The sequence below is a fragment of the Nocardia sp. NBC_00511 genome, from assembly GCF_045161165.1.
Classification (GTDB): domain Bacteria; phylum Actinomycetota; class Actinomycetes; order Mycobacteriales; family Mycobacteriaceae; genus Nocardia.
Genome location: NZ_CP107849.1, coordinates 8,658,983 through 8,681,339 on the forward strand (window position 1 = coordinate 8,658,983; position 22,357 = coordinate 8,681,339).

General features: G+C 65.4%; 37 protein-coding genes. 31 read left to right on the forward strand and 6 right to left on the reverse strand.

Annotated features, from left to right (window positions below):
- Positions 1–204 precede the first annotated feature (204 nt).
- Both OG300_RS40130 and OG300_RS40135 read left to right on the forward strand, forming a co-directional pair.
- Positions 205–717: a DUF6069 family protein gene (locus OG300_RS40130; protein ID WP_405490346.1), complete on the forward strand. Its 513-nt coding sequence runs from the start codon at positions 205–207 to the stop codon at positions 715–717.
- Positions 718–1,255: 538 nt separating this feature from the next.
- Positions 1,256–2,644, forward strand: coding sequence for a cytochrome P450 (locus tag OG300_RS40135; protein WP_405490348.1), 1,389 nt, complete (start codon positions 1,256–1,258; stop codon positions 2,642–2,644).
- Here OG300_RS40135 and OG300_RS40140 read toward each other — a convergent pair.
- The 5 genes from OG300_RS40140 to OG300_RS40160 all read right to left on the reverse strand — a co-directional run bounded on the left by OG300_RS40140 (position 2,630) and on the right by OG300_RS40160 (position 6,847).
- Positions 2,630–3,469, reverse strand: a complete 840-nt coding sequence (locus OG300_RS40140) for an ABC transporter permease (RefSeq protein ID WP_405490350.1) — start codon at positions 3,467–3,469, stop codon at positions 2,630–2,632. The two genes, OG300_RS40135 and OG300_RS40140, sit on opposite strands and share 15 nt — an antisense overlap.
- Entirely contained in the window at positions 3,466–4,203 is a 738-nt protein-coding gene (locus OG300_RS40145) for an ABC transporter ATP-binding protein (RefSeq protein ID WP_405490352.1), read from the reverse strand. Before OG300_RS40145 ends, OG300_RS40140 begins: the two co-directional genes overlap by 4 nt.
- A gap of 15 nt (positions 4,204–4,218) precedes the next feature.
- Positions 4,219–4,704 (reverse strand): hypothetical protein, encoded by a 486-nt coding sequence (locus OG300_RS40150; protein WP_405490354.1) that lies wholly within the window; start codon positions 4,702–4,704, stop codon positions 4,219–4,221.
- A 107-nt stretch (positions 4,705–4,811) separates the two neighbouring features.
- Complete coding sequence (locus OG300_RS40155) at positions 4,812–5,624, reverse strand: SAM-dependent methyltransferase (protein ID WP_405490356.1); 813 nt, start codon at positions 5,622–5,624, stop codon at positions 4,812–4,814.
- Between the two features lie 125 nt (positions 5,625–5,749).
- On the reverse strand, positions 5,750–6,847 hold the full coding sequence (locus OG300_RS40160) for a hypothetical protein (RefSeq protein ID WP_405490358.1): 1,098 nt from the start codon (positions 6,845–6,847) through the stop codon (positions 5,750–5,752).
- A gap of 358 nt (positions 6,848–7,205) precedes the next feature.
- On the opposite strand from OG300_RS40160, the gene OG300_RS40165 reads away from it, so the two are divergent.
- Positions 7,206–8,399, forward strand: coding sequence for a tyrosine-type recombinase/integrase (locus OG300_RS40165; RefSeq protein WP_405490360.1), 1,194 nt, complete (start codon positions 7,206–7,208; stop codon positions 8,397–8,399).
- Between the two features lie 593 nt (positions 8,400–8,992).
- Here OG300_RS40165 and OG300_RS40170 read toward each other — a convergent pair.
- Positions 8,993–9,565, reverse strand: a complete 573-nt coding sequence (locus OG300_RS40170; protein ID WP_405490362.1) for a multiprotein-bridging factor 1 family protein — start codon at positions 9,563–9,565, stop codon at positions 8,993–8,995.
- Positions 9,566–9,701: 136 nt separating this feature from the next.
- On the opposite strand from OG300_RS40170, the gene OG300_RS40175 reads away from it, so the two are divergent.
- The 28 genes from OG300_RS40175 (at position 9,702) to OG300_RS40310 (ending at position 22,168) form a co-directional block, all read left to right on the forward strand.
- The gene (locus OG300_RS40175; protein WP_405490364.1) at positions 9,702–9,983 is read left to right on the forward strand and encodes a helix-turn-helix domain-containing protein; all 282 of its coding nucleotides are present in this window, start codon (positions 9,702–9,704) and stop codon (positions 9,981–9,983) included.
- Complete coding sequence (locus OG300_RS40180; protein ID WP_405490366.1) at positions 9,980–10,192, forward strand: helix-turn-helix domain-containing protein; 213 nt, start codon at positions 9,980–9,982, stop codon at positions 10,190–10,192. The genes OG300_RS40175 and OG300_RS40180 overlap by 4 nt, the downstream gene beginning before the upstream one ends.
- Entirely contained in the window at positions 10,189–10,887 is a 699-nt protein-coding gene (locus OG300_RS40185; RefSeq protein WP_405490368.1) for a Bro-N domain-containing protein, read from the forward strand. The genes OG300_RS40180 and OG300_RS40185 overlap by 4 nt, the downstream gene beginning before the upstream one ends.
- A complete protein-coding gene (locus OG300_RS40190; protein ID WP_405490370.1) occupies positions 10,884–11,321 on the forward strand; it encodes a hypothetical protein in 438 nt (145 codons plus the stop codon). Before OG300_RS40185 ends, OG300_RS40190 begins: the two co-directional genes overlap by 4 nt.
- Before the next feature lie 218 nt (positions 11,322–11,539).
- Complete coding sequence (locus OG300_RS40195) at positions 11,540–11,893, forward strand: hypothetical protein (protein ID WP_405490372.1); 354 nt, start codon at positions 11,540–11,542, stop codon at positions 11,891–11,893.
- Positions 11,890–12,108 (forward strand): hypothetical protein, encoded by a 219-nt coding sequence (locus OG300_RS40200; RefSeq protein ID WP_405490374.1) that lies wholly within the window; start codon positions 11,890–11,892, stop codon positions 12,106–12,108. The genes OG300_RS40195 and OG300_RS40200 overlap by 4 nt, the downstream gene beginning before the upstream one ends.
- Complete coding sequence (locus OG300_RS40205; RefSeq protein ID WP_405490377.1) at positions 12,105–12,377, forward strand: hypothetical protein; 273 nt, start codon at positions 12,105–12,107, stop codon at positions 12,375–12,377. Before OG300_RS40200 ends, OG300_RS40205 begins: the two co-directional genes overlap by 4 nt.
- Complete coding sequence (locus OG300_RS40210) at positions 12,374–12,634, forward strand: hypothetical protein (RefSeq protein WP_405490379.1); 261 nt, start codon at positions 12,374–12,376, stop codon at positions 12,632–12,634. The genes OG300_RS40205 and OG300_RS40210 overlap by 4 nt, the downstream gene beginning before the upstream one ends.
- The gene (locus OG300_RS40215) at positions 12,631–13,185 is read left to right on the forward strand and encodes a hypothetical protein (protein WP_405490381.1); all 555 of its coding nucleotides are present in this window, start codon (positions 12,631–12,633) and stop codon (positions 13,183–13,185) included. Before OG300_RS40210 ends, OG300_RS40215 begins: the two co-directional genes overlap by 4 nt.
- Complete coding sequence (locus tag OG300_RS40220) at positions 13,185–13,454, forward strand: hypothetical protein (protein WP_405490383.1); 270 nt, start codon at positions 13,185–13,187, stop codon at positions 13,452–13,454. The genes OG300_RS40215 and OG300_RS40220 overlap by 1 nt, the downstream gene beginning before the upstream one ends.
- The gene (locus tag OG300_RS40225) at positions 13,454–13,681 is read left to right on the forward strand and encodes a hypothetical protein (protein WP_405490385.1); all 228 of its coding nucleotides are present in this window, start codon (positions 13,454–13,456) and stop codon (positions 13,679–13,681) included. Before OG300_RS40220 ends, OG300_RS40225 begins: the two co-directional genes overlap by 1 nt.
- A complete protein-coding gene (locus tag OG300_RS40230; protein WP_405490386.1) occupies positions 13,678–13,956 on the forward strand; it encodes a WhiB family transcriptional regulator in 279 nt (92 codons plus the stop codon). The genes OG300_RS40225 and OG300_RS40230 overlap by 4 nt, the downstream gene beginning before the upstream one ends.
- A complete protein-coding gene (locus OG300_RS40235; RefSeq protein WP_405490388.1) occupies positions 13,956–14,231 on the forward strand; it encodes a hypothetical protein in 276 nt (91 codons plus the stop codon). The genes OG300_RS40230 and OG300_RS40235 overlap by 1 nt, the downstream gene beginning before the upstream one ends.
- The gene (locus tag OG300_RS40240) at positions 14,228–14,440 is read left to right on the forward strand and encodes a hypothetical protein (protein ID WP_405490390.1); all 213 of its coding nucleotides are present in this window, start codon (positions 14,228–14,230) and stop codon (positions 14,438–14,440) included. The genes OG300_RS40235 and OG300_RS40240 overlap by 4 nt, the downstream gene beginning before the upstream one ends.
- Positions 14,437–15,321 carry a PD-(D/E)XK nuclease-like domain-containing protein gene (locus OG300_RS40245; protein ID WP_405490392.1) on the forward strand — a complete coding sequence of 295 codons (885 nt, stop codon included), beginning with the start codon at positions 14,437–14,439 and terminating at the stop codon, positions 15,319–15,321. The genes OG300_RS40240 and OG300_RS40245 overlap by 4 nt, the downstream gene beginning before the upstream one ends.
- Positions 15,322–15,323: 2 nt before the next feature.
- Positions 15,324–15,875, forward strand: a complete 552-nt coding sequence (locus OG300_RS40250) for a hypothetical protein (RefSeq protein WP_405490394.1) — start codon at positions 15,324–15,326, stop codon at positions 15,873–15,875.
- Positions 15,872–16,306, forward strand: coding sequence for an HNH endonuclease (locus OG300_RS40255; RefSeq protein WP_405490396.1), 435 nt, complete (start codon positions 15,872–15,874; stop codon positions 16,304–16,306). The genes OG300_RS40250 and OG300_RS40255 overlap by 4 nt, the downstream gene beginning before the upstream one ends.
- On the forward strand, positions 16,296–16,799 hold the full coding sequence (locus OG300_RS40260) for a hypothetical protein (protein ID WP_405490398.1): 504 nt from the start codon (positions 16,296–16,298) through the stop codon (positions 16,797–16,799). Before OG300_RS40255 ends, OG300_RS40260 begins: the two co-directional genes overlap by 11 nt.
- 218 nt (positions 16,800–17,017) lie before the next feature.
- Positions 17,018–17,284: a sigma factor-like helix-turn-helix DNA-binding protein gene (locus OG300_RS40265; RefSeq protein WP_405490400.1), complete on the forward strand. Its 267-nt coding sequence runs from the start codon at positions 17,018–17,020 to the stop codon at positions 17,282–17,284.
- The gene (locus OG300_RS40270) at positions 17,281–18,270 is read left to right on the forward strand and encodes a hypothetical protein (protein ID WP_405490402.1); all 990 of its coding nucleotides are present in this window, start codon (positions 17,281–17,283) and stop codon (positions 18,268–18,270) included. Before OG300_RS40265 ends, OG300_RS40270 begins: the two co-directional genes overlap by 4 nt.
- A complete protein-coding gene (locus OG300_RS40275; protein ID WP_405490404.1) occupies positions 18,267–18,872 on the forward strand; it encodes a hypothetical protein in 606 nt (201 codons plus the stop codon). Before OG300_RS40270 ends, OG300_RS40275 begins: the two co-directional genes overlap by 4 nt.
- The gene (locus OG300_RS40280; RefSeq protein ID WP_405490406.1) at positions 18,859–19,968 is read left to right on the forward strand and encodes a hypothetical protein; all 1,110 of its coding nucleotides are present in this window, start codon (positions 18,859–18,861) and stop codon (positions 19,966–19,968) included. The genes OG300_RS40275 and OG300_RS40280 overlap by 14 nt, the downstream gene beginning before the upstream one ends.
- Positions 19,961–20,131 (forward strand): hypothetical protein, encoded by a 171-nt coding sequence (locus OG300_RS40285; protein ID WP_405490408.1) that lies wholly within the window; start codon positions 19,961–19,963, stop codon positions 20,129–20,131. Before OG300_RS40280 ends, OG300_RS40285 begins: the two co-directional genes overlap by 8 nt.
- Entirely contained in the window at positions 20,124–20,513 is a 390-nt protein-coding gene (locus tag OG300_RS40290; protein WP_405490410.1) for a hypothetical protein, read from the forward strand. Before OG300_RS40285 ends, OG300_RS40290 begins: the two co-directional genes overlap by 8 nt.
- Positions 20,513–21,013 carry an SLOG family protein gene (locus OG300_RS40295; RefSeq protein ID WP_405490412.1) on the forward strand — a complete coding sequence of 167 codons (501 nt, stop codon included), beginning with the start codon at positions 20,513–20,515 and terminating at the stop codon, positions 21,011–21,013. Before OG300_RS40290 ends, OG300_RS40295 begins: the two co-directional genes overlap by 1 nt.
- A complete protein-coding gene (locus OG300_RS40300) occupies positions 21,003–21,212 on the forward strand; it encodes a hypothetical protein (RefSeq protein WP_405490413.1) in 210 nt (69 codons plus the stop codon). The genes OG300_RS40295 and OG300_RS40300 overlap by 11 nt, the downstream gene beginning before the upstream one ends.
- Before the next feature lie 207 nt (positions 21,213–21,419).
- Positions 21,420–21,794 carry a hypothetical protein gene (locus OG300_RS40305; RefSeq protein ID WP_405490415.1) on the forward strand — a complete coding sequence of 125 codons (375 nt, stop codon included), beginning with the start codon at positions 21,420–21,422 and terminating at the stop codon, positions 21,792–21,794.
- On the forward strand, positions 21,791–22,168 hold the full coding sequence (locus OG300_RS40310) for a hypothetical protein (protein WP_405490417.1): 378 nt from the start codon (positions 21,791–21,793) through the stop codon (positions 22,166–22,168). Before OG300_RS40305 ends, OG300_RS40310 begins: the two co-directional genes overlap by 4 nt.
- Positions 22,169–22,357 lie beyond the last annotated feature (189 nt).

Sequence of the window (22,357 nt, forward strand, 5' to 3'; positions counted from 1 at the left end):
CGACCGCGCCGCAGCGGATTGGCGCGCACCACGATCGAATTTTCCCGCGACCCAGAGCGAGTGGTGAATACGGCTACTCGGCGTACGGCTGAATGTGTGTTTTGCGTATTCCAATTGTGTTCGTACGGCGCGTCGATGCCGTGTCGCCATTCGTGGGCGGCGTGTTCGATCGCGAATAGTGTTCGCACCGGTACGGTCTGGCGCATGCGCGACTACAACGTGCCGGGGCAGGGTGGACCGTACGTACCGCGGGCCGAACCCGGTTATGAGGAGTTGCCTTCGGCTCCTGACGACCGTGGTGTCGATTTCGGGAAGCTGTGGGCCGGGGGAGTGGGGGCGGGCATTGTTGTCGCGCTCGTCATCTGGGTCGGAGTGTTGCTGGTGCGCGGCGTATTCGGGTTCTCGCTGCTGGCGCCGGAGGGTAATGGAACCTACGGCAATGCGAGCACCGCTGGCTATGCGCTCGGCGGTGCGGCGGTGGCCCTCATGTCGACCGGGCTGCTGACCCTGCTGCTGCTGTTCATGCCGAACCCCATGACGCTCTTCTACTGGATCATGGCCTTGATCACAGCGGTCGCGGTGCTGGTCCCGTTCACCCTCAGCGCCGACCAGACCTCCCAGATCGCCACCGCCTGCATCAACCTCGTGGCCGGTGCCGCCCTGATTGCCGTGCTGGGCTCCGCGGCCCGAGCCTCGATCTCCGACCCGAACTACTGAGCTTTCCGGCACGCACGCATCTGCCCGGGTGAGAAATCTGGTTGGCGCTGGCGACGACCACTCTGTTATAGTCGTCGCCGCGACGCGGGGAAACCCCTGGGTCTATAGCTGGGGGACGAGTTGAGTTCCCTCGCGTCGTCCAAAATCTTCTTTCCTAGCCGGTGCGTTCCACCTGGGCGCGAAACTGTCGCTGTCGATCCATTCACAGATCGCCACCGCCTGACCCTGGCTGGTTCCCGTGCCGCACACGGCTTTTCCGCCCATCGGCCCCGCACCCATCGCCCCCAGTTCCGCCACCCACGCCGCGTGCGGCCCGTGAATGATGCTCGGGACGTGAGCGTTTCGGCAAAAGACGGCGGTCGGTTGCTGATCGCGACTAACGTAGTGCGCTGACGGACCACAGGCCTCAGACCTCATCAACCGACACGCTGATCCAGGAGTTGGCCATGAATGACCTGGTCGGAGGACTACTTCTCGTAGCCGGGCGTCCAGGGGCATCGGCCGTGCCATCGTCGGCGTCGTACCGATAGGCGGGGCGATGGTGCGCAGCGACAGTCACCCGAAGTCTCCGGCGTCGAATCTGCCGAACGAAACGCAGCAGCGTGCGGTGGATCCTCGTGAGGTCCCGAGCGGACCCGGGCGGTTGCCGGTGCTCGGACACGGTTGGCGAATGCGGCGTGATCCGGTCCAGTTCATGGTGGATCTGGCCGGTGTCGGGAAAATCGTGCGTGTCGATATCGGCAGTCGCGTCGTCTATGTCATTACCGATTTCGAACTGTTCCACCGGGTGGTGGTGGAGAACTCCGATTCCTATGAGCGAGGGCTGCTCTTCGAACGCATCCGTCTCATATTCGAGGAATCGCTGATTGTCGCGGATGGCCAGCAACACAAGGATCTTCGTCGGCTGCTGCAACCGGCGTTCCATCGAACGATATTGGAAAGCTACACGCCGACCGTGCGGCGTAACGCTGACGCGCTGGCGAGTTCGTGGCGGCCGGGGCAGATCATCGACATCCGTGCCGAGCTGTTGGATTTGGTGATCACCGATCTGCTCGGGTCCATGTTCTCGCACGAACCCGAGATCTCGGAGCTGCGACTCATCTCGAGCCTGATCGAGAGCATCGGTGCGGGCGCGATAGTGGGCAGTGTGCTGCCGAAGCGACTGGCGAGCCTGCCATTGCCGGTGAACCGCAAGTTCCTTTCGGCTGGAACGCGACTGCGGGACTACTGCCAGGAGTTGCTCGTCGTGCGCCGGGTCAGCGGTGAGCGCCGCAACGACCTGATCGATCTCCTGCTGAATTCGCCTGGCGTTGAACAACGTACAGACAAGTTCCTGGCAGAGCAGGCCGTGACGCTGCTCTTCGGCGGGATCGACGCCTTGACCGCCACGCTGACCTGGTCACTGCGCGAGGTGTCCCAGCGTCCGGAGGTGGCTTCGAAACTGCGGCGCGAGATTATCGACGCGGGAGACATCGGCTCTCGAAGCCTCGATGAGCTCGACTACCTGAACTGGTTCCTGAACGAGGTCACGCGGATCCATTCGCCACTGCTGCAGACCCGACGCAGTGTCACCGCGGTCGAACTCGGTGGTTACACATTTCCCGCCGGGACCGATATCGGCTACAGCATCGCGGCTGTTCACCGCGACCCGAATCTCTTCGCCGAGCCGAACACCTTCGACCCCGATCGGTGGTCGTCGTCGAACCCCGGGGCGAAAATCCGGAGCTTCGTTCCGTTCAGCATGGGCAATCAGATGTGTATCGGTAGAAATTTCGCGTGGCCGGTACTGCAAACGACGCTGCACAGTCTGCTGTCGAAATGGGAGTTCCAGCCGGTACCGACCAAGAAGCTCCCGCGAGCCATGGGCCCGATACCCGGAATGAGAAAGCTTCCGCTCCAGGTTCAACCAGTCTCAGCTCTTGGCTGATTTGGTGAGTGTCGTCCTGCGATAACCGGATATCCGGCGAATGAGGATCGGTAGGACGGCCGCCGCGATGAAGAGCGTGACGGCGACGAGGATGAAATAGAGCAGCGATCCGTTGCGGCCGAAGCGCGGAATGAACGCGACTTGCTGGCCTGTCGCGGCGACGGCGTTGAGGAACGGGGCATAGGCCTGCAGCGTGAATCCATGGGGGAGCAGATTCATGGAACTCTCGGCGACGTACACCCAGAACAGCAGGACCGCGACGGCGGCGGACGGGGCGCGAATCAGTGACCCGACCGCGATGCCCACTCCGCACGCGGCGAACGCGTAGATCGGGACGGTCCAGAGGAACCGGATACCGGCGGAGTCCGTAATGTCCACTGCCCCATAGAGTTCGGGGAACTGGTGGGGCAGCGTGACCATGACGACGATGAGCAGCACCACCGTCGATATCGCCGCGATGGCGCCGTAGTAGATCCACCTGGCCAGCGCGACCGTCCAGGGCCGGGGGAACAGAAACATGCTGAGATCACTTGTCTGACCGCGTCTTTGGGTGCCGTGGGCGTAAGCAGCGGTGACCATCATGATCGACACCGAAAATGTCATCACCCAGTACACGGAGTTGGTGGTGGAGACCGGGTTGACGAAACGCTGCCCGGGCAGCGTGGCGAGTCGTTCTGCGACAGCGGCGATTCCGAAGGTGACGGCCAGCGGCAGCACGAAGGTGAGCGGGACCGCGACGGTCCACAGAAAGCTGCGGCCGGTGGTGCGGGTCCATTCCGCGGCGACACCCCGGCGGATGAAGGTGGCCGGACCGGGACTGTTCATGACGCCGTGCCGGACGCGACGCGGGTAGGCAGGCCCGCGATTCGCACGTAGGCCTCTTCGAGGCTGGTCTCGCCGGGCTCCAGCGTGCTCATGAGCTGGGTGAAAGGCTGGTCGGCCAGCACCCGCCCGTTTCCGAGGATGACGATGCGGTCGGCATTGCGTTCGACCTCGTCGAGCAGGTGCGAGGCAACCATGACACAGGTCCCGGAATCGGCGAGCTCGCGCAGCAGTTCGCGTATCCAGCGGATCCCCGCGATGTCGAGGCCGTTGAGCGGTTCGTCGAGCAGCAGGGTCCGAGGCTCGCAGAGCAGCGCGGCGGCGATGCCGACGCGTTGGAGCATGCCGAGCGAATAGTGCCCGAGTCGGCGATCGGCGACCCGGACGAGATCGACTATCTCGAGGACCTCGCCGACGCGACCGGTAGGTATGTCACGAGCGCGAGCGATCCAGCGCAGATGCCGACGCGCGGTGTGGCGTGGATCGAAAGCTCGGTAGTCGAGGTGCGTTCCGAGCGTCGCGGGCGTGGTGTGATGAGCTCGCACCACGGTGTCGTCGACCCGGACGGTCCCCGCGGCAGGCGCGATGAGACCGCAGATACACCGCAGCAGTGTGGTTTTGCCGGTGCCGTTGAGACCGATCAGGTAGGTGAGCGCCCCGTCTGCCACGGTCAGTTCGGGGACTTCGAGGACGGTCACGCCCGGGTAGTTCAGGGTGAGGTCACGAATCTCGATCACGGTGCCCGGAGCCGGTCAGAAGTTGCAGGACATCGACAGGCCCACGGCCTGGATGCCCTCGCACACGGAGCTGTTGGCGAGCTTCCAGACACCGTCGATACGCTTCCAGACCACGCGCGCGGTGATATCCGGTCGTCCGACCGACTTGGTGCGCAGCATCGCGGTGTGGATGTCGCCGTCCTGGGTTTCCGGACCGGTGATCTCATTCGATCCGTACGGCGCTCGGAACAGACCGGTGTTGTAGAGGGCGTCCGCGACCGGGACCGCTCCCATGCCGCCTTCCATATTGGCCGCCTTGGCCTCATCGGAGACGCCGGGCGTCTCGATCAAGTAGACGACCTGGTCGTGGAGGTCGGTCAGGGTGGGGACGTCCGCGGTGACGAGGAACCCGCCGGGAGCGGCGGAGGCGGCAGGGGCATTGACGGCCGAGGCGGCGGTGGTGACCGCGGCGACCGTCAGGATCGACGACACGACACCAGCGACAATATTGAAGGACTTCATCTCTTCATCCTCTGATCAGCTGGGACAGCGCAGGCTGCGCGCTCGAATGTGAAGGGGGACAACAACAAATTTGCGCATTCGAGGATACTCGTGCTCGCCCGGCTTCCTCAGGGTTTGCGGCCGATGGTCCCGAGCATGACCATCCGAGTGTCCGGCAAGCCGTCACGCAGCCACTGCTGCACCGGCACCACACCGGGTTCGAACAACTCGAACCCGGCCATGAATGCCTCCGTCTCCGCCGTCGACCGGAAGGTGACCTGGGCCGGAGTGCCCTTGGTGCCGGTGAGCACCTGGAGTATCTCCGGGTCGGAATCCGTGGAGCCATGACTGATCGCCAGGTAGCTACCCGGCGCCAACTGATCACGGAAGGCGGCGACGATCTCGGCGGGGTGTTCGTCGTCCATCACGTAGTGCAGCACCCCGGAGAGCGTGACCGCTACCGGCTCGCTGAAGTCGATCAGGGCCTGGTCGTGAATCTGTTCGAGGATTTCGCCGGGACGACGAATATCGCCCAGCAGTGCGGTGACTCCAGGTGGTCCGGCGAGTAGCGCGTTGCAGTGGGTGATCGCGACCGGGTCGTAGTCGACGTACACCACCTGTGCCGACGGCTCGATCTTTCGAGCCACCTCGTGCACGGCGGGTGAGATCGGGATACCCGAGCCGAGGTCGAGGAACTGGCGGATACCCGCGTCAGCGGCCATCTCGACCGCCTTGAGCAGGAAGCCCCGGGTGAACCAGACCAAGGTCTTGAGTTCCGGCACATGCGAGAGCATTCGACCGGCCATCTCGCGGTCGGTCTCGTAATTGTCTTTTCCGCCCAGCAGGTAGTCGTACACCCGGGCGGAGTTCAGCTCGCCAGGGTCGAGCGACGGTGGTACCCGTTCGTGCTCAGACGCAGACCCTTCGGCTTCTTCCACCACAGGTGTAACCGTAGCTGCCCGCTACCCCGGGCGTATGCGACTCCGGAGTTCTGTGATTGCCCGAATCCTGGGAACCACGCTCCGACACAACATGATCCAACCCTCCAGGACAGGTCGACCGGTACTTACTCCCGACTGCCGCCGGGCGTCGGGGTCGGATCCGATTCAGCCAAAGTGACTGCGAATTCCACTGCGGACCGAGCCCGGTCGACGGTCTCGAAACGGCCCAGACCGCATGGGGACGCGACGTCCAACTGGCCGCCGTAGGCCGACTCCGCCGCCGCCAGCGCCTGTCGCGCGTTCGCGAGCGGCTGCTTCGGATGCGCCAGCCCGGCGATAACCCTTGTGGTGGTAGGCAATTCGAGGTGCGCCAGCGGAGCGTAGTACCGCGGCCGAACCGGTGCCCGCTTCCCGTCGCCGATGGGCAGGTGGACGAAATCGAGATGCCGCCCCGCGGGCCAGCGTCGCGCGATCGCGTTGGTCAGCGCGACGACCGCGGCCGTCGACCTCGGCGCTATGGCCGGCTTGCCATCGAGGCTGCCGTAGCAGAGGTGCACACCGAAGTGGGTGCCGTGGGGGGCCCGCGCGACGAGCTGTGCGATCGCTCGACCCGCCGCCGTGGCCGGGCCCTGCCGCAGACCCGGAGGCATCCCCGCGCAGAGGAGCGTCTCGGCTGCCAGTTCGAGTTGGAATACGACGTTGTCCCCCAACGCCTCATGGATGCGGACGATCTCCCGGACCGTGGCGTCGAGGATCGGGCGGTAATAGGGCAAGCCCCGACGCACCCTGAGCATGCGCGCCTCGAAAGCGATGAAACCGACGACAAAGGGTGTCGGTATACCCACCTGCAAGCGCAGTTCGGGATCGGTTCGGCGCAGTTCGGCCAACGCGTCCCCGGCACGCCCGACCTCCGCCGCATAACCGAGCGCGGTGTCGATATCGGCTTCGGCCAGCGATCGGCCTGCCAGCAGTCGAAAGGTGTCGCGGGAACGCAGCGTCGACCAATCGCCTCGGCGTACCGGAGCCAATGCCGGTACCTTGCCGAGCCGGTCGATGATGGGTCTGACGTACCACTGGGCGCGATAGGGATCCGCTTCACAGCCCGGAACCATGCCATCCAGGAATTCACCGGCGGTGTCGACAGCGAATGCCATTGCCTTCGCCGGAGAGTCCAACTGTGCGGGCAGGCTGCCCACGAAGTGAACCTTACGCTCGCGCTGCACCGCGCCAGTCTCTCATATCTGTGTCGTCCGCGGTTCTACTCCGCTTGGATACCGTTGCGCCCCAATAGATTCCGAATCCAACACCGCGATTCGTGAGACCCATTCCCGGTGTCGGAGTGGGTTTTGAGACGAAGGAAGCCCTTGACCGAAATTCTCGGTCAAGGGCTTCCTTGTGGTGCGCCATCAGGGACTCGAACCCCGAACCCGCTGATTAAGAGTCAGGCGGGCAGGCATTTCTCCAACTGCGGAAATCGCTAAATCTGCTGGTTATCAATAGGATTAGGGTTGCAACGGCTAGCATCTGCTAGCAGCACGTATGCTACAGATAAGCTACAGGGATTCCAAGGGGATGATGGATATGCCTGCCAAGAAGCGTCGGCGTCCGCGGGGTGAAGGCTCGTTCTACAAACGTAAGTCCGACGGAATGTGGGTCGGCGCGGTTCCTTATGAGGACGAGTACGGGGAGAGGCACAGGGCAACAACAACATCTGCGGACAAAGTCATCGCGATGGAGAAGTGGCGTGCTCTCCGTAGCGAGATCGCGGCCGGCACCTACTCGCCGGGTTCGAAGATGACCGTCGAACGGTGGCTGGACTACTGGGTCGAGAACATCGTCAAGCCGAACAAGGCGCCAAAGACCTATGACAGCTACCGAGGGGTCATCGACAACCAGATCGTGCCGAACATCGGCAAGACGGTCCGGCTTCCCGTGCGCCCCGCGCTCATCCGGGCGAATTTGAAATGGGTGGGAGACAACTGGTCTGCGCGCATGGCGGAGCTGACCTATGCAGTGTGGAGCATCAGCTCGAAAGCCTCGAAGGGTGAGCTGGGCTTGAAGACCGATCCCACGGAGCACATAGCCAAGCCGCTTAACAACAAGACCACCGGCACCGCGCATACCTCGGACCAAGCCCGACTTGTACTGCGTGCCGCCACTGCGGCGCAGGATCGAATGGTCACCCGCTGGGCAATGGCGTACCTACTTGGGGCTCGCCAGGGGGAGTGCCTCGGACTTGAGCGCGACCGAATCGACTTGAAGGACCTCACCGTAGACACGTCCTGGCAGCTTCAGTCCCTGAAGACTCACCCCGGAGTCGCTCTCGACGATCCCGAGCGATTCGTTGTGCCGAAAGGCTACGAGTGCCGACCGCTCTACCGGCGGTTCGCGCTAACTCGCAGGAAAGGACAGCGCCCCATCTTGATCCCGCTGCCGGTTCCGCTCGCCGCTATCTTCGAGGTGTACCTCAAGATCACGCCACCGAACAGGTTCGGCCTGATGTGGGTTTCGGAAGCGGGCACCCCGATCCCGAACAAATATGACTCGACTGCATGGCATGCCGCTCTCGACCGCGCTGGTGTTCCACAAGTGCGCCTTCATGACGCGCGCCATACGACCGCCACTCTGCTGTTGGAGATGGGCGTCGAAGAGGCTGTGCGCATGGCGATTATGGGCCAGTCGACGTTAGCGGCGCAGCGCAGGTACGCGCATGTTGATCTGTCGGTTGCGCGGGCGGCGCTGGGGAACCTCGACGGGCTTCTGGAATTGGGGTGATTGTGCGACCGTTGGACACAGGAACCTTGTTGCGACTGTGAGTAATACGGCGACTGCTCACCAAAAGTGAAGCCCCATAGCGGGATTACGCTGACATCCCGTGCGTCAAACGGACATCCCGTGCCAGAAGTTTCCTTGGCAACCCCTCGAATGTCGGCTGAACCGCATGTTTCCGGCGAGTAGCGGGTAACGTACCGTCCAGCCTCTTTCGCAATGCCTGGAATGTCTTGCGCGAGGGTTTATTACAACTAACATGGTGGTCCTACGTTCAACTGTTGAACGTAAGGAACGCTCGGGTCGGGGACAAAGAGGTTCAGAGATGCGCACAACTTCGGGCGGAGCCACGCAGCGACATTGCCTACACTTTTTGGCGGAGTTGGGATGAACGCGCGGCCGCAGCCAGCCGGGGGTGGATTGTCGCCGGTTGCGCTGACACCCTCTGTTATTCGAGCTTCGGCCGCCTATGATCCTGCGCCGGGCACCGACGCTTCGGAAGGCGACGGGGATGGTGAGGGCGGCGAGCCATCGACCGCCTCTGCCCCGCCGGGAGCGGCCGATGGTCGGGTATTTCTGACGTTCTCGGATCTGCAGAGCTACTGCTCGGGACTCCCGTCCGGCCCTAGGTCGTCAAACAGGTAGCCCATCTTGCGTGCGGTCTCCCTGGCATCAACTTCGTCGACACCGAGGCTTTCGGCGAGCAGCTTGATCGAGGCGTGGTAGGTCCGGTAGGCCAGACCGACGAGGCGGTCTCCGTTGGTATCACCCTTCGAGAAGTCGTCTGCCGCTTCGGACAGGGCGTTGGCAAGCAGCGCCAAGCCGAACAGCTTCAGCGGCTCGACGGATCCGAGCTCTCGAACTACCTCGTAGCCGCCGCGGCCTCCATCGGTTCCCGGGTGTTGGCGAATGTTCGGAATGTTCAATGGTTCTGACGCCGGCGCTGGGGATCCGCCCGTGACCGCTTCGTCGATGCTGCCCAGTCTCCAATCAAGCGCACGCTCGAGGTCCCTGCGTTTACTGCGGGTCATCGACCGTGCGCGGCCTGTCTCAAGTGTGCGGACGAGGGCGGGTGATGGGCCGCCCCGCTCCTGCACTTGGGATTGAGTCAGGCCGAGCTCCTCGCGGCGGAGCCGTACAAGCTCGCCGAGGCGCGTCCAATTCTCAGCCATGCAGCAATGATGCATGACAGGCGCAGACAGGTCTAGCGCCAGGCTCATTCATGCCAACCCGCATCAACGCCAGCTATCGCTAAATTTAGCGGTTGAATGATTGCATCTGTCCATTCCTGTCGCTAAAGTTGGCGATGTGAGCGCCAGACCTATCGGTCCCCAGATACGAATCCGCACACTCCGCGAGGCACACGGCCTGTCGGTCAAGCAGTTGATCGAGCGCATGAGTGCCGAAGGAATCGGCAGCGTCCACGCGGACACCATCCGCAATGTCGAGCTCGGACACAAGCGCCCAAGTGGGCCCCTACTGACCGCTTGGGCGCGAGCCCTCGGGGTCAGTCCTCTCGATGTCTGGCAGCCGCCTATCGCCAGCGATGGCGAGGCTCAAGCCTTGGTCGACGGCGAGGGTGCGGCATGACTCGTCGAGACAAGCTGCCATCGAAGTCGGCGCGGATCCGGTACACGAAAGCCGATGCCGCTCAGATGCTTTCGATCAGCGTGCGCAAGCTGGACTACCTCCGTGCCGAAGGAAAGATCGTCGGCCGCCTGGACGGGGGCCACATCTTCTTCGATCACGACGAGCTTGAGTCGTACGCAAAGTCTTGCCCGGCAGAGGGGGACGAATGACCACCGAGGTAACCCCGGCCGTGTTCCACAACGGCGAGTTCGAGATCACAATCGACTTCGAAGACGAGGGCAGTTTCCGCGTCTACGCGCCCCTGCTGGCGAAGCAGCTCGGCTACCGTGCAGCCCACGACCTGGTGCGCGATCTCGACGAGGACGAGAAACTGCTGGTCAAAGGGTACGGGAATTCCCGTACCCCCGGTGGCCAGGGAGTTTGGTACGTCAGCGAGCCCGGCTTCTACAAGGTCGTCGGCCAGCGGAACATCAACCTGATCCGCGACCCGAAGATCCGCACCGCGGTCTACCGGTTCCAGCGCTGGATCTTCCACGACGTCCTGCCGCAGATGATGCGCGCCGGCCACGCGGTCGGCCCGGAGCCGGGCAGCGTCTGGTCGTGGGACGAGACCGCCGCTCAGATCCGGCAGCGGTACGGCCTGGACTACAAGCCGACCCAGCTGACGATGGGCATGCGCTCGGCGGGCTGGCTCAAGGCTGGATCCTGCACACCGAAGCACGAGTACCGGAATCACTTCTGGCACACCGGGACCCAGTACCTGCTGTTCCCGCATGTACTGCCTGAGCTGGTGGCCGATCTGGTCGGCACGATGCGCGATCTGGGTGAGCCGCAGGCGCAGCAGTATCAGCTCACCATCTTCTCCGCCGGTGATCTCACCGTGCTCGAGGGCGGTGCGTCGTGACCGCGCCGAGTCTCCGCGACGCGATGACCGGAGCCGGAACGCTGCTGTTCACCTCGCTGCTGCTGGGCGCCGGGGTGGTGGCGATGTCGGTGCCCATGGTGTCGCTGGGCCGCATCTCCGTCGATCAATTCGTCGGCATGCTCCTGGCTGGCGTGGCTGTCGCGGCCGAGGGGGTCGTGGCCGTCGGGCTGCGGCTGGCCTGGTTCTACCTGATGTGGCCGCGCCGCAACCGGCGGATGCGCGACTACGCCCTGTACGTCGCGCAGAACTCGAGCAAGCCCTCACACTCCCTCGACGGCTACCCCCAACTCCCCGTCGTCGAGGGACGGACGAGTCCGGTCGATGCGGCCGGTAACCCCCCGCCGGTGCACCCGGACTCGTCCACCCCCACCCGACTCGACCTGTATCGGAAGGGACCATGGCCGCCGCATTGATCGCGTGGACGGTGCTGTCCGTCCCGAGCGCGCTCGTGCTGGCGCGCATGACCCGACGCTTCCTCGCTGCCGGTGACCACCGCCGGTGATGAGGACGCCCGCCCCGAACGAGACCCGGGGCGGGCACCCAACGTCCCTTCGCGAGAAGGGATCCGGCCAACCGAGGTGCGAACTCGGATGGCCTTCTAACCAATCACAACAGGTGAAAAGAGTACCTGATGGACATCGTTCTGAACCCCTCCGCACCCGATCAGGCACTGGTCGCACGGGACCTGCGGGCGCTCGCCGACCTCATCGAGAACGACAGCGACGGATTCACCGCGGCCATCGTGGCCCAGCTGTTCAAGGACTGCGCGTGGCCCGCCCACTCCGTCCACTACCAGGCCCGCGACGGCCGGACCCGCGAGATCATGGCCGAGGCCATCCGCAGGTTCAAGACCATCGCGTCCGGCCCCGTCGCCAAGGACTACCGCGACGCCGGAGACGGATACTTCGACGCCACGATTCCGTTGAGCGCGTTGCAGATCGCGCTCACCGACCTCCGCGCCGACACCGAGGCGGTCGGGCGATGACGAAGGCGTTGTCCACCTACTTGATGGCGTTGCTCGGCACGGAGTCCGGCTCGATGCCGCGGCTCATCGGTGAGCAGGTGTGGGGCTTGACCATCTCGAACAGGGCCGGGGTGCCGGACTACCTGGACTCGGTGATGGCGACCAACCCGACGAACTCCCGCGCCTTCGAGGTGGCGAGCGATATCCGGATGCTCATGGGCGGAGTGGCGGCATGAAGCACCTGCACTTCACCGTGACCGACCGCTTCATGGCGGCGTTCCACGTCGGGCTGGTCGCGAAGGCGCTGCACGGTATCGCTGTGCACCACGCGGCGGCCATCGACGATGCGACGCCGGTCGTGAAAAACGGCGCGCTCCTGATGGATCCGACGCCCACCTCGGCACCCCCGCCGTGGGACGAGTGGCTGCAGCAACTGCCGCCCGTGGACGGCTGGACGTCGACTGCGTCGTGGATGGCGCAGCACGGGATGGGGGATGGGCAGTGACCTCCTACTCGCACCCGAGGCAGAACGCGGCGGCCGCCCGCCGCAACATCGTCTACCGCGACCAGGTGGTCATCGACGTGGACGGCGGCACGATGCTCGTCCACCTCAAGCTCGCCGACGCGCGCCGCCTGTACGAGGAGATCGGCCAGGCGCTGCTGCAGATCGCCTTCGACATGAAGCCGACCCCGGTCGGCACCGAGTCCGGCATGACCGAGCTCGATGTCGCTGTGCTGCAGGCGAAGGAGGCCGACCGGTGACGCTTCACACGAGAGTGGCAATCCACGGCGAGATCGACGGGCAGGAGGCCTTTCAGCTTGCGCTGGAAGCGATCTGCGTCGCCGCAGGCGAGGCCGACCGCATCCCCACCGCCGTTCTGCGGGACCCGTGCCAGAACGAAAATGGCTCGACCAGCCTAGGCACCTGCATCGGTCAAGGTCTTCCGGGAATTGTCGACTGCGACTTTCGGTCGGGGGCCGCGTTGCATCCCACCGATGAACGTCTCGAGGACAGCGACGGCGTGTGGACCCCGGCGTGCTGGGTGGAACTCGGCTGGGACACCGCGTACGGCTACACCGGACCCAACGGTGCCAGCTGTTCGGACTTGCATGCGCGAGCGATTGTGATCGTTCACCGGGCCCTGGCCGCTCGGGGTATCGGGATGTCTTGGTTCAACGAGTACACGTGCGAATGGCATTCCGGGATAGACGATCTCGCGGGGCTGAGCGCGGCCGGTCTCGAAGCGGACTTGTGGTTTCGCAACACCGTGATGCCCGCGATAGCGATCGAGCTGACGAAGGGGGCGCGGTGATGCGCCTCGCATTCTGGCGCCGAGGCGTGCCCGACCAGCTGACCGTCGACGTGCTGACGGCGCGGCTCGAGGCGGAGAAGGCAGCCGCGGCTGCCGAGGTGGAGCGGGCCAAGCGGGACGCACTCGCCAACGCGCCCACTGAGCTGCTGCCGAAGGTGGCCGAGGTTCCCGGGTTCCTGGACTACGGGCAGGACCACACCCCTAGGCACGTGCGCTTCAAGTTGATGTTGGACAGCGACCGCTACGGCGGACCGGAGGTGACCCCGTGATGAGCAAGTCCGCGATGGCGGAGCTGATGGTGAACGGGATTGCGGGGATCTCGGTCCTCGCTGTCCTGGGGATCTTCTTGCTCGCGCTGCGGCACACGATGCGCGCCTGCGAATGCTGCGGCCCCGCAACCGAACCCGATGAGGACGAGGACGACGGCGAGGACCGGCCCGACGATCCGGACCTCGATCGCGACTATGGCATTGCCGATGGGATGGGGGCACTGTGAGCGTTCTGGTGGACAAGGCCGCTTGCAAGAAGAGCAACGCCGAGACGTTCTTCCCCCCCGGCCGCCGCGACAATCAGCGGCGGCGAGAGGTCGTGCTTGCGGCACAGGCGATCTGCGCGAAGTGCTCGGTGCAGCAGGCATGCGCACGGCTCGCGGTCAGCAGGCCGGTGGCGACGAACGGCGTGTTCGCTGGCGTCGACCTCGGCGACGGCGGCCACGGTGACGAGTACGCCGCGGCCCTCGCGCAGCTGAAGCAGATTGCAGGGGCGCAGTAATGGCGGCCCGCACCGATCACGACGAGATCGCCGCGCACGCCCTGCGTATCTGCGAGGACATCCGCGAGGTGGACTGCGGAACCGCCTGGCTCTACCGGGAACTGGCGCACAAGTGCGCGACGGACCCGGAAGGGATGGCGCAGGTGGTCATGGCGCTCGCCTCCTGGGTGCCGTACGAAGCCCCGCCGTCGACGCTCGCCGACCGGGCGCAGGCGGTGGCCGATCGGCGGGAAGACGCGCTGCGGTTCACCGACAGGACCGAGGCCATCGCGTGACGGGCCGGGCGATCACGGGCGCTGACGTGTGGAGGGATCAGGACGGCCTGACGGAGATGGTGGTCAGCCGCGGCATCGACGGCCGATTCCATTTCACCACCAACGATCTCGGCCGTCCCGGCCGCGACGAAGGCCGTACCGGATTCACCGCGTCGTTCAGTGGCGAGGTCGCCCGGACCATCGCCGCATTCATCGAGGGAGACCAATGAGCAACGACATCTGCGCGGTGAGCGACCTCGATCGTGAGGTATGCGATCACTGCAACAAGGCTGAACCACAACAGATCTCGGCACCGTCCATTCCCGGCCTGTACGCCGGGATATCGGAGGAGATCTACCACGGGGACCCCAACAGCCTGTCCTCCACCGGGATGCGCACGCTGCTCGAGGAGGGCGGCCCGGCGCGGTTCAAGGCCGCAGCGCCGGTGTTCTCGGATGAGTTCGACGAGGGCACCGCCGCCCACTCCCTACTGCTGGGTGCGGGCCCGGAGGTGGTCGAGGTGAAGACCGACGTGTGGACGCCGAAGGCCAAGGCCGAACGCGAAGCAGCCCGCGCCAAGGGCCAGGTTGCGTTGAAGACCAAGCAGTTCCAGATGGTTCACGACATGGCCGAGGCGGCCCGCAAGGTGCCCGAGGTCGCCGAGCTGCTGTCGTTGCCTGGTCAAGCGGAGATGTCGGCGTACGCCATGGACCCTCAGCACTGGGTGATGCTGCGGGCCCGCTTCGACTGGCTGGTCGTGACCGGCAAGCGGGCACTGGTGCTGGACTACAAGACTACCAAGAACGCCGGTCGCCGCCCGTTCGAACGGTCCGGCGCGGACTACGGCTACCACATCCAGGACGTCACCTACCGGCGCGTGCTGCGCCTGCTGGGGATCGACGTCGAGCAGTTCCTGTTCCTCGCCCAGGAGAAGACCCGGCCGTATCTGGTGTCGCTGCACGAGTGGGACGACGCAGCCCTCGCGGAAGCCGAGCGGCGCGTGGACGACGCGATCGCCCTGTACGCGCAATGCCGTGAGCTCGGCTACTGGCCCGGCTACCGCGGCGGCATCAACCAAATGAGCTTGCCCGCATGGGCATACGGGGAGTGAGTATGGGCGAGAAGAAGTTCGAGAACAACGACTACGTCGAGGTCGCCGAGCGGATCCGGGACTTCCGCCAGCAGTACCCGAACGGGGCGCTACGCCCCGTGGATCCGGCCACCCCGTACCGGATCGAAACGATCGGCGACAAGACGTTCATCGTGTACACGGCCGCCGCCTACCGCACCGCCGACGACGTGCTGCCCGGGATCGGTGTGGCATGGGAAGCGTTCCCCGGCAAGACCAGCTTCACCCGCGACTCCGAGCTGATGAACGCCGAGACCTCGGCGTGGGGGCGCGCGATCGTCGCCGCGCTGGCCGCCGACACCAAGCGCGGCGTCGCCTCTGCCGACGAGGTGCGGGCGCGGACCGCGCGGGCCGCCGCCCAGCTTCCGCCGGCCGACTTCGCGCGCGCCGAGCTCATGCGGTTGTGCAACGCCCGCGGCATCGACCCGAACAAGGTGGCCGCCGAGTTCCGAAGCGAGCACGGGGCCGAGCTGAAGACGACCACCGACCACGCCGCGATCGAGAAGCTGCTCGCCCAATACCGGGAGGCCGCATGACGATCCGACGCGAACCGAAGTTCATCACCGCGCACGCCCTGCAGCGGCTGGCCAAGCGGCAGCCGCGGCCGCCGAAGGTTCGCAACCCGGGTGAGTCCCGTACCCGCGCGCTCGTGGCTGAACGCTCCGGCGGTTGGTGCGAGATCTGCGGAGTCATGCGGGCGGAGTCGGTTCACCACCGCCGCAAGCGATCCCAAGGCGGACCGTGGTCCGGGTCGAACTGTGTCGCGGCGTGTGGTGACGGCGTCCGCGGCTGCCATGGATGGGCCGAGCTCAACCCGGACGCCGCGCACAAGAAGGGCTTTCACCTCCGGCCCGGCGAGAAGCCCGCGGAGACCCCGGTCATCTCGGGGCTGCACGGGCGTGTGCCGGTGCTGCTCGATGACGAGGGCGGAATCGCACCGGTCGGAGGTCCAGCGTATGGCGCGTGATGACGTACTTCGTGCGGTCTGGCGGGACAAGAGGTTCCGGGCGTTGCCCGCATCGGCGCGTGCCTTGTTCGCGCAGATGGTCGTGCTCGGTCCGACTAGCAGTGCTGGCGTGTTGCCGCTGATGCCTGCCAAGTGGGCGGCGGGTAGTCCGGACACCGATGAGGCATCGACGCGAGCGGACTTGGCGAAGCTCGCCGAGGTCGGGTTCGTGGTGGTGGATGCGCAGACGTTCGAGGTGTTGATCCGCAACTTCATTCACCTCAGCGGCGCGCATCGGATTCCGAATCATCTTCGCGGCGCTTTGAATTCGGCCAAGGCGGTAGACAGTCCGATGCTGCGGCAGTGTCTGGCGCTCGAGCTGGGCAAAGTCGACGGCTCGGAGGTGGTGGAGGCCATCGAAATCCTCGTTGCTGACATGGATTTGGGATCCATTGACGATGCATCAGCCGAGCATGAGGCGGTCGTGCACGAACCTTCGGAGGAGGACCGCTGATGTTGGGTGCCGAAGGGGCTGGGGTAGCTCGAAATTTGTTGCGCGACACGGACATATCGGGTACGCAGGAGTCTTCGCCGCCGCGTTGCTGCGGTAGGATCGAAGAGATTTTCGAACTGAATACAGACGTGGCCGCAGGTGCTGGTAACACCACGCGGCCACTGACCCCACCCACTTCGACTTCACCGAAGGAGGGGGCTGTGCTGCAGCCTACCCAAATGGGCAACGTCGCCGTGCCATCTGGCTATGTGGACGTCGCTGTTCTTCCTGCCCGGGATGCCCGGGACTATCTCACCGCGGCGCTGGATCATCTGCGCAAGACCGAGCAGTCCGTGTGGATCGACAAGCGCCGGTACATGCTGCTGGCCCGCGAGCACGGATTCACCAACGCCCGCATCGGCGAATTACTCGACATCAGCGAGGCTGCGGTACGCGCGGCTATCAAGCGCGCCAAGTGCAGTCCCACGTACGGGCTCGACGAATGAGCGCGCACGAGGAGTTCGACGTCTCGGTCGACGGCTACTTCGCGATCCTGCCCGAGTGGGTGATCGACGCCGAGATCTCCGATCGTGCCGTGCGCTTGTATGCGGTGCTGCGCCGCTTCGCCAACGGCGAACTGAAGGCGCGGCCGTCGCGGGCGAAGCTGGCTGTGCGACTGCGCACTTCGCTCAGCAGCCTCGATCGTGCTCTGCGAGAGCTTCAGGTCATCGGTGCCATCACCGTGCGTCACCGGTGGACGAATCCGGCGGGCTCCAGCTTCACCCATGATCGCGACGAAGCGCACCAGGTGCGGGCCGCGAACGGATACGTCCTGCACAACGCCCCTGTCCGGGTGCGCGGAAAGCAGGGGGGTGTAGTCACCGGTGACACCACCCCCCTAGTCACCGGTGACGACACCCTCTCGCCACTGGTGACTACACCCCTCTCGTCACCGGTGACAGTAGGGGTGGCGTCACCGGTGACGAGAGGGGTGGTGTCACCGGTGACGCATGAACTAGAGCCAGTAGAACCAGAGAAGAAAGATAAAAAGACTTCTTCGTCGGCGAAGCCTCCGAGGACGCCCGAGCCGAAGCGTGCAGACGTCGAAGCCCTCTGCGAACGCCTCGTTGCCCGGATGATCGAGAACGACTGCAAGCCACCGAAGATCACCGACACATGGCGGCGCGAGGCCCGGCTCATGCTCGATGCCGACGGCCGCGACTTCGACAAGGCGATGCGCCTGCTCGACTGGTGTCAGTCCGACGAATTCTGGTCCTCGGTCATCCATTCGATGCCGACCTTCCGCAAGAAGTACGACACCGTCCGTCAGCAGGCCAACCGGTCTGTCGCTGCTCGCCCACAAGCCACGGGCCTCACCGTCGCACGCGGCGATCAGAAGGTGCTGGACACCTTCCAGCGCGGTGAAGACCTCAAGCGCCGCCTTGCCGCGAACCAGCTTGCCGCCCCGGGCCGGAAGGAGATCGCGGGATGATCCGCGAGGAATTCATCGACGCCGCCACCGGTGTCATCGGTATCTGCCAGAGCCGCGACCCGTACTTCCCTGCTGGCGGTGACGCTCTGGTGCTCGGGTGGGCCGAGGTCTTCCAGGAGTCCGGGCTGTCACCCGATGACCTGCTGGTCGGTGCCCGGCACGCCTACAAGGAAGCATCCGAGGGCTTCCGGCCGCTGCCGTCCACGATCGTGCAGCACGCCCGAGCCGCCTACTTCGAACAGCTCAAGGCGCTGTCCGAGGAGCAGCGCGAGCTGATGGAGAACGCCAACCACGTACTCCAGGAACTCGGCGTATCACCCCCGGACGCACATCGCGCTTCACGGCGAATTGCGTTGGGCCGTAACGCCGGTATCGCGCTGACCGCCGAGCAGCAGGACAAGTACGAGTCACTGATGGCGGCCCGACGCGCTCTCGATGCCAGCCCACGCCGCCCGCTCGGACTCGGCGGGATCGTCAAGGGCGTCAACGAGACCCTCGCCCAAGCGGCGACCCCGCCCACGCCTCCGCCGCTCGCCAGCGTGCCCGCTGGGCCACCGCAATCCACCACCCAAGATCAGGAGAGCAGCCATGGCGCAGCCTGACCCCACCCCACTCCAGGCCCCGACCGACGCCCACCTCCGGCAGCTCGCGGCCGCCACCCTCGCCGAGACCCACAACCCCGGCTGGCCGTACGGCGGAGGCGGACCCGCTGTCTGGTCGGATTGCATCGACGGAGCTCTCGGCGGCCCGGCTGGCAAGTACTGCGCCGCAGTGCATCCCGATACGCTGACCGCCCTGCTCGACGAACTGACGATGCTGCGCGGCGACGGGAACGCCCTGCGGGTGCAGCAACTCCAACAGGCGCTGGAGCACCGCAGTCTGGAGTTGGATTCCGCGCAGCGGCGCATCGCCGAACTGGAGAGCGAACGGACCGCCGATGGCTTCGGCCTCCAAAGCCTCACGGCACAGGGCGGTGTCGCCACGCTCACCACAGTCCCGACCACGGAGCAGGCCCGGGAACTCGTGCTGACGATGAGCCTGGCGTGCGGTCGGATGCTGGACGACGGGCAGGCGCCGAACTATGTCGAGTTCGAGGTGTCGCCGGCCAACGCCCGCGGCTACGTCGTGCACGTTCGGCGGGCGGAAGGGCCATCCCCGCACACGCTTCGGTGTGACGCCGAGGCGCGCGCCGAGGCGGCCGAAGCCCGCATCGCCGAGCTGGAGCAGCGCGTGAACGAGCTGGCCGCACAGCGGAACCCTGACGACGAGGTGCTCGTGGAGGGCTCTTGGTTCCACCCGGCAGACCTGCCCCGGATCCTGGGGAACTACATGCGGGGCAGTGACGAGGACGCCAGGAAGTGGAAGGACGCCGCAGTCGCACTCCACACGGCCAACGCCCGTATCGCCGAGCTGGAGCAGGTAACCCAGTACGCGACCGCGCGTGCCGTGGCAGCGGAATCCAAACTCGATGCAGAGCGGGCGGAGTACGCGGGCTGGCGTCCACCCGCCCAGGTGATTGAGAACCCGGAGGAGCTGGCCCCGCTGCCGGTCGATGCCGTCATCCGCACCGACCTCGGCGGGGTGGCACGTCGCGTCGCGGGCGGATGGGAGGGCGTCGGCCACTCCGACACGTACCCCTCCGAGGATGTCGACCTGCCCGTGACCGTGCTGTGGCGGCCGGAGGTGAACCGTGGCTGAGCGCAATCGGTGCCAGGCATGCGGGAAGCCGATCCGGCTCATCAACTACGACAAGGTGCGCGGTGTCATCGGCCTGACGCATGCATGGGTGCATGTGTCCCGGTGGGTGCGGCACCGACCGATTCCTGCGGAATACCTGAAAGAGGATGCCGCCCATGTCTGACCGAAACATCCTCGCCGAGGAACGGCTCTCCAACGCGCTGGAGATGCACCAGGCAGTGATCGAGGAGATGCATCGACTCCTTGAGGTCCTCAAGGTGTACCAGCCCGACATCGAGATCCTCTCGCACGACCAGGCAATGGAACGCGCGAGGAACGCCACCAAGGCTTGGCGTCCAGCCGCCCTGGTGATCGAGACGGTCGAGGAACTGGCGACCGTGCCTGACGGGGCGATCCTGCGCGACAACCTTGACATGCCGCAGCGCCTGACGATCGACGCTGACGGCCGCCCATGTGTCGACATGATCGGATTCGGAGGGCTACAGGATTTCGACCCCCAGTACTTGCCGGTGACCGTGCTGTGGCAGCCGGAGGTGAACGGCTGATGAGTCACCTCCGCGTAATCGTCACCGGCTCAAGGAATTACCCCTGCGAGGACGACGTGTGGGAAGCCCTCGCGATGGCGCTGGCCGAGCACTGCGATCCCGGGGACACCTTCACCGTCGTGCACGGTGCCTGCCCCACCAGAGCCGACGCGCACGCCGCGTCCTGGATCCGGCTGCCCGACGGCGGCAGTGGGGTAGCGATCGTCGAGGAGCCACACCCGGCGGACTGGGCGACCTGCACGCCGGACTGCTACCACCGGCCACGCGAAGACGGCCGATGCCCGGCGGCCGGGCCGCGTCGCAACGCCGAGATGGTCGCGCTCGGAGCGGATCTGGTGCTGGCGTTCCCGCTCGCCGGTGACCGGAAGCGTTCCCGCGGAACGTACGACTGCATCGACAAGGCCGCGGCCGCGCTCTTGGTCGTCGAGATCCAGACGCCGAGCATGATGCCGCGGTTCACCGTCGGGGATATCGGTGAGGCGGTCCGCGATGGGCGATGAACTCTGCGAACGCACCGACATGCCGAAGGCGTGGTGTGCGCACTGCCGCAAACAAGACCTCCCCGCACCTGACCCTCTGCGGTTCTTCCCGGCGCGCTTCGACGGGCGGTGCGCCTTGTGCTTCAAGGACATCGAGGTCGGGGACGAGATCGCCAGCACAGAAGACGGCTACGTCTGCCGGAGGAGACACGATGCCTGACCGCTTCGGAGATCCCGAGCCAGCGAAGTGCCGCAACCCTGCCTGTCGCCGCGGCTGGCTCGGCCACGACGACGAAGGCCGCCCCATCCCGTGCCCGGACTGCAAACCCCACCTCGTGTCCGGCACCCCCAGCAACGACAACGCGGGGCGCTCGATCAGCGCCCGCGCCCAAGCAGCAATCGAACGAGACAACCAGGGAGACAAGCGATGACCACCTACCGCCGGTTCATCGAGACCAACGACCACGAGGGAGAGACCTGGAACTTCTGGCTCCAGGTCGACGGCAACATGACCGCCCTCGACATTCTCGGTGATCGACTCGACAAGCTGGGGCATCTGATGGATTGGCCCTTCACGCTGACCGCCGAGCAGGAAGAAGAGCAAGAGGTGGACCTGCTGGTCCGCTTCGCCGAATCGGGCTACATGGCCCAGCACAACAAGGTCAACGGCTCCCTCAGCCTGCCGAAGATCTTCACGTCCACCGACTTCACGGGATTGGACTATGGGGACGTGACCGATCAAGTCACGGATGTGCTCTACAAGGGCGGCATCAAGAAGCTGTTCACCGGCGGTGCCAAGTGAGCAACTACTGGAACCTGGCCTGCCGCACCTGCGATGAGGTACACAGTCTCGACTGGAACCACGCCGGAGAACAGATCCAAGCCCTGATCTCCTCGCTGCCGGAGGTCGTGAAGGCCGAGCCGGTGATGCGCACGCTCAACGAAACCTTCTGGCGCTTCGATGTGCAGTTCCCTTTCGACCTGGCGCGTTTCGCAGAACAGCACAACGGCCACGATCTGATCGCCGTGGACGAGTACGGGAAGTTCTTCGACGCGTGCGGCGAGTACTTCCTGTGTCCCTGCTGCGGGCACTCCACGCACTGCAAGCTCCCGCTCAAGCACGAGGGTGATCACGCACCGCGCGCTGTCGAGGCGAGCCCGGGCGGTGCCGTATGAGCCAGCACCCCATGTCCTCCCGACCCGTTCCGTTGTGGATGCAGCAGTGGGCGGACGCGAAACTCCGCACTGCTCAAGGCCATGTGGCGTCCCGGTGCGGCGACCCGTACTGCGCGAGCTGCCGGGCGCAGCGGGCGAGGCTCAAGACCTCGGCACCCGCCGAGTCGGAACCGCCGCAGCTCGCCCCTG

Excerpts from the sequence above, each read along its gene's own strand:
- OG300_RS40130 (WP_405490346.1), top strand. The coding sequence starts at position 205 with ATGCGCGACTACAACGTGCCGGGGCAGGGTGGACCGTACGTACCGCGG.
- OG300_RS40135 (WP_405490348.1), top strand. The coding sequence starts at position 1,256 with ATGGTGCGCAGCGACAGTCACCCGAAGTCTCCGGCGTCGAATCTGCCG.
- OG300_RS40140 (WP_405490350.1), bottom strand. The coding sequence starts at position 3,469 with ATGAACAGTCCCGGTCCGGCCACCTTCATCCGCCGGGGTGTCGCCGCG.
- OG300_RS40150 (WP_405490354.1), bottom strand. The coding sequence starts at position 4,704 with ATGAAGTCCTTCAATATTGTCGCTGGTGTCGTGTCGTCGATCCTGACG.
- OG300_RS40165 (WP_405490360.1), top strand. The coding sequence starts at position 7,206 with ATGCCTGCCAAGAAGCGTCGGCGTCCGCGGGGTGAAGGCTCGTTCTAC.
- OG300_RS40170 (WP_405490362.1), bottom strand. The coding sequence starts at position 9,565 with ATGGCTGAGAATTGGACGCGCCTCGGCGAGCTTGTACGGCTCCGCCGC.
- OG300_RS40180 (WP_405490366.1), top strand. The coding sequence starts at position 9,980 with ATGACTCGTCGAGACAAGCTGCCATCGAAGTCGGCGCGGATCCGGTAC.
- OG300_RS40185 (WP_405490368.1), top strand. The coding sequence starts at position 10,189 with ATGACCACCGAGGTAACCCCGGCCGTGTTCCACAACGGCGAGTTCGAG.
- OG300_RS40195 (WP_405490372.1), top strand. The coding sequence starts at position 11,540 with ATGGACATCGTTCTGAACCCCTCCGCACCCGATCAGGCACTGGTCGCA.
- OG300_RS40200 (WP_405490374.1), top strand. The coding sequence starts at position 11,890 with ATGACGAAGGCGTTGTCCACCTACTTGATGGCGTTGCTCGGCACGGAG.
- OG300_RS40205 (WP_405490377.1), top strand. The coding sequence starts at position 12,105 with ATGAAGCACCTGCACTTCACCGTGACCGACCGCTTCATGGCGGCGTTC.
- OG300_RS40220 (WP_405490383.1), top strand. The coding sequence starts at position 13,185 with ATGCGCCTCGCATTCTGGCGCCGAGGCGTGCCCGACCAGCTGACCGTC.
- OG300_RS40225 (WP_405490385.1), top strand. The coding sequence starts at position 13,454 with ATGAGCAAGTCCGCGATGGCGGAGCTGATGGTGAACGGGATTGCGGGG.
- OG300_RS40235 (WP_405490388.1), top strand. The coding sequence starts at position 13,956 with ATGGCGGCCCGCACCGATCACGACGAGATCGCCGCGCACGCCCTGCGT.
- OG300_RS40245 (WP_405490392.1), top strand. The coding sequence starts at position 14,437 with ATGAGCAACGACATCTGCGCGGTGAGCGACCTCGATCGTGAGGTATGC.
- OG300_RS40250 (WP_405490394.1), top strand. The coding sequence starts at position 15,324 with ATGGGCGAGAAGAAGTTCGAGAACAACGACTACGTCGAGGTCGCCGAG.
- OG300_RS40255 (WP_405490396.1), top strand. The coding sequence starts at position 15,872 with ATGACGATCCGACGCGAACCGAAGTTCATCACCGCGCACGCCCTGCAG.
- OG300_RS40260 (WP_405490398.1), top strand. The coding sequence starts at position 16,296 with ATGGCGCGTGATGACGTACTTCGTGCGGTCTGGCGGGACAAGAGGTTC.
- OG300_RS40265 (WP_405490400.1), top strand. The coding sequence starts at position 17,018 with ATGGGCAACGTCGCCGTGCCATCTGGCTATGTGGACGTCGCTGTTCTT.
- OG300_RS40270 (WP_405490402.1), top strand. The coding sequence starts at position 17,281 with ATGAGCGCGCACGAGGAGTTCGACGTCTCGGTCGACGGCTACTTCGCG.
- OG300_RS40275 (WP_405490404.1), top strand. The coding sequence starts at position 18,267 with ATGATCCGCGAGGAATTCATCGACGCCGCCACCGGTGTCATCGGTATC.
- OG300_RS40280 (WP_405490406.1), top strand. The coding sequence starts at position 18,859 with ATGGCGCAGCCTGACCCCACCCCACTCCAGGCCCCGACCGACGCCCAC.
- OG300_RS40290 (WP_405490410.1), top strand. The coding sequence starts at position 20,124 with ATGTCTGACCGAAACATCCTCGCCGAGGAACGGCTCTCCAACGCGCTG.
- OG300_RS40295 (WP_405490412.1), top strand. The coding sequence starts at position 20,513 with ATGAGTCACCTCCGCGTAATCGTCACCGGCTCAAGGAATTACCCCTGC.
- OG300_RS40300 (WP_405490413.1), top strand. The coding sequence starts at position 21,003 with ATGGGCGATGAACTCTGCGAACGCACCGACATGCCGAAGGCGTGGTGT.
- OG300_RS40305 (WP_405490415.1), top strand. The coding sequence starts at position 21,420 with ATGACCACCTACCGCCGGTTCATCGAGACCAACGACCACGAGGGAGAG.